This window comes from Mesotoga sp. HF07.pep.5.2.highcov, from assembly GCF_003666285.1.
Classification (GTDB): Bacteria; Thermotogota; Thermotogae; order Petrotogales; family Kosmotogaceae; genus Mesotoga; species Mesotoga prima.
The window spans coordinates 1-2,556 of the sequence record NZ_JFHJ01000413.1 but is presented as its reverse complement, the minus strand read 5'-3'; the positions used below and the strand labels follow the sequence as shown (position 1 = coordinate 2,556).

The following is a 2,556-nucleotide window of genomic DNA, read 5'->3' as shown; positions in this document are numbered from 1 at the left end:
ACTGATGCAGGAATTCTTTCCCCAGAAAGTGGATAATCCACTATAACAAGCAAGATCTCGCCAGGATTCATTTTTCTTAGTGTCTTCCTAGCTTGAATATCTGGCACTGGGCAGGATTCGCCTCTCATATCGAGAAGCTGGTCAGGTTCAATTTCGTCCAACTCTCCGCCAAGATAATAACTGCAAATGCCCTCCGAGCAAACAATCGGGCTGAATCCCTTCAGTTCACCCATAAACGTAATTGCTTCATCCAGCATTCTAAAAATGTGCGGAGAACTGAAGTCAAATCTCTCCACTCCGTGTAGATGAGTCGAAGTTAGAATTCCAAGTTTTTTCATCTGCTTCAGATGTCTGTAAACAGTTGACAGATCTATTTGAAGCAACGTCGCGATTTCCGTAGCAGTAAGGTAATTGTCCATCAACATTGTAAGGATTTCTAATCTCGTTTGATTTGAGAGAGTTCTAAAAAGATCTGGAAGCTTAAGAGGCATCCTTGAATTCCTCCTGCAGAAAGAGGTGCACCTCTTTGTGAAGCGCACCTCAAGTATCACACATTCAGAGCTTAACCGATTGATTTGTCACACTTTTCGATTATATCTATGAAGCCATCATAACTTATAAGAGGCACAGTAACGTCATCGGCTGTGTAACCTCTTGCCTCCACATCGTCCTTGATGGCAAAGCATTTTGCTTCAGTTTCTATGTCATTCAGTGCCCAGAAAATCCCGTCTTGAATGAGGACAACACTGTCCCCTTCTTTGGATGCTCTTATCTTTACTCTTTCAGCAGGATTATTGGGTCCGTTCTTCACTACTATTAGATGCATACCAGACACCTCACATAAATACTACGTTGTCAAAATCGTGGAAGAAGTCTCCAAGATCAGCTTCTCCAATCAGCTTTGCATTGAAGCTTTCTTCGATCTCCTTAACTTTGAATCTCTCCACATGTTCTCTGACACCGTATACCGCAGTCTCGTATCTCTTGATAAACCTAAAACACATGGAAATCGAGAGTAGGCCAAGACATTCAGGCTTAGTTTTCTTTGAAAGAGCAACAGTTGCCTCTTCCATTAGGAGAACGGATGGTTCAATATCCTCGCCATACATTCCGAACGCAGTTCTAAATGCTTCGTTTACCCAAATAGAACCTGCTGGCGCCTGATATACAACGAAAAGTATCTTCTTATCCATAAAGCACCTCACGCCATCAGGTTAACAAACCTGTCACTGTTGAAAATCAGTGAAGCCAGTTCGGGAAGACCACTGGGATTCGAACCTTCGATAATCATATCTTTGGTTACACCTCTGTAGTCCATGCATATTCCACAGATCTCAACTTTCAAACCTTTTTCTTTTATCATAGATTCCAATTTTCTGGGGATATCTCTGTCTACTCTTATAGGCTTGACCTTACTGTTTATAGAAAGGATTGAGTCTGCAAATAGAAATATCGTAACTTCATGTCCCTTGTTAAGGCCGGCTTCAGCAATCTTTATTGCTGAATCAAGATCCTCATATGAGTAAGGTGGTGCGAAAACTTGAATTGTTATTCTCAAAAGAGACGCCTCACTTTCTGTATAGTATATAGGCCATTGTCCAGTTGCCAAGTATCAAGAACACACTAGCGATTATAGAAGAGATTGCGAGAGTTGGAAGACCGGCAAGAAAATGACCTATATTACAACCGCCTGCCAGACTGGCTCCAGCTCCCATCATCGTGCCGCCGATCATCACAACAAGATAAGTCTTGGGATTCTTGGGCATTCTCAGTTTGAACTCTTTGGCAAGAAGTGAAGCGATGAGAGCGCCAAGAATGATACCGATTATTTCGAATCCGTCCCATCTAAGAGGCTGATTGCTGATGTAAGAATCAAATATTGAGACCCAGCCACCGGTGATACCGAATCCGTAGTTTCTCCCTGCAGCCTCACTTGTTATCCATGCAATGGGAGAGAGAATAGCAAGAGAAACCGCAGCACCCTTCCAGTTGAACTTAGTCTTTCTCTCTGTTGTCTTTGTCCCCAATGTATACCACAGAAGAACCGCAGCTAGTATCACTGCAGGGATCCAGGGATTGATATTGAGGACCGTTGCAAGAGTCGGACCAACCTTGTCAAGGTAGACAGAGGAATTGGCATCGACGGAAACGTTAAATTGAGAGGCCCAGGTTCTTATGGGCGAAAACACTCCGCCCCGCATTGCCATTGCACCAATTCCGTAGAAAACCGCAGCGATCATTGCAGTTGTCATTCCTTCTCCCGATCTGTAGGTTACACCAGACGCACAACCACCGGCTAGCACCATACCCAGGCCAAATACGTAAGCCCCAACAATATTGCCGAAAAGATTCAGTGTTGGTGGTGCAATCTTTATCCAACCCATTTGGGCAACAAAGAGAACTGTGATCATTTGCAGACCGACAGCAAGAAAACCTAATTTCCAAAGGTAGTTATCCTTGAAGAGCAAAACATCTCTAAACGCTGAGTTAAAACACACTCTTCCTCTCTGAAGAATTATTCCAAAAACGAGACCAACTAAGAGACCCGTCCAGGCC

General features: G+C 43.5%; 5 protein-coding genes. All 5 read right to left on the bottom strand.

Features of this window, described 5'->3' with window-relative positions:
- A partial coding sequence (locus tag BG32_RS08715; RefSeq protein WP_121526687.1) for a sulfurtransferase TusA family protein occupies window positions 1–491 on the bottom strand: 491 nt, incomplete at its 3' end.
- Window positions 492–562: 71 nt separating this feature from the next.
- Complete coding sequence (gene tusB / locus BG32_RS08710; protein WP_006492250.1) at window positions 563–826, bottom strand: sulfurtransferase complex subunit TusB; 264 nt, start codon at window positions 824–826, stop codon at window positions 563–565.
- A gap of 10 nt (window positions 827–836) precedes the next feature.
- Window positions 837–1,193 carry a hypothetical protein gene (locus BG32_RS08705; protein ID WP_006492249.1) on the bottom strand — a complete coding sequence of 119 codons (357 nt, stop codon included), beginning with the start codon at window positions 1,191–1,193 and terminating at the stop codon, window positions 837–839.
- Between the two features lie 8 nt (window positions 1,194–1,201).
- On the bottom strand, window positions 1,202–1,558 hold the full coding sequence (locus BG32_RS08700; RefSeq protein ID WP_006492248.1) for a DsrE/DsrF/TusD sulfur relay family protein: 357 nt from the start codon (window positions 1,556–1,558) through the stop codon (window positions 1,202–1,204).
- A gap of 10 nt (window positions 1,559–1,568) precedes the next feature.
- Window positions 1,569–2,556 (bottom strand): YeeE/YedE family protein (locus BG32_RS08695; protein ID WP_147434903.1); only part of this gene is annotated, 988 nt, incomplete at its 5' end.

Excerpts from the sequence above, each read along its gene's own strand:
- tusB (WP_006492250.1), bottom strand. The coding sequence starts at position 826 with ATGCATCTAATAGTAGTGAAGAACGGACCCAATAATCCTGCTGAAAGA.
- BG32_RS08705 (WP_006492249.1), bottom strand. The coding sequence starts at position 1,193 with ATGGATAAGAAGATACTTTTCGTTGTATATCAGGCGCCAGCAGGTTCT.